Origin of the sequence: Halomonas llamarensis (assembly GCF_023555005.1) — a bacterium.
Taxonomy (GTDB): Bacteria; Pseudomonadota; Gammaproteobacteria; order Pseudomonadales; family Halomonadaceae; genus Vreelandella; species Vreelandella llamarensis.
In genome coordinates this window covers 1-304 of record NZ_JAMJPJ010000126.1, presented here as the reverse complement: position 1 = coordinate 304, position 304 = coordinate 1, and the positions used below count along the sequence as shown (strand labels likewise).

1 rRNA gene is annotated in these 304 nt (G+C 56.9%); it reads right to left on the bottom strand.

The window, feature by feature from the left end:
• Positions 1-304 (bottom strand): 23S ribosomal RNA (locus tag M8006_RS17890); the annotation flags it as partial.

Genomic DNA, 304 nt, shown 5'->3' with positions numbered 1-304 from the left:
CCGGATCACTAGAACCTGCTTTCGCACCTGCTCGACGTGTCGGTCTCGCAGTTAAGCACCCTTATGCTCTTGCACTCATTGCACGATGTCCGACCGTGCTGAGGGTACCTTCGTGCTCCTCCGTTACCCTTTGGGAGGAGACCGCCCCAGTCAAACTACCCACCACACACTGTCCTTGATCCGGATCACGGACCTAAGTGAGAACGCCAATGATGCCAGGCTGGTATTTCAAGGCTGGCTCCACCGCAACTGGCGTCACGGGTTCTAAGCCTCCCAGCTATCCTACACAGGCAACATCAGCGTC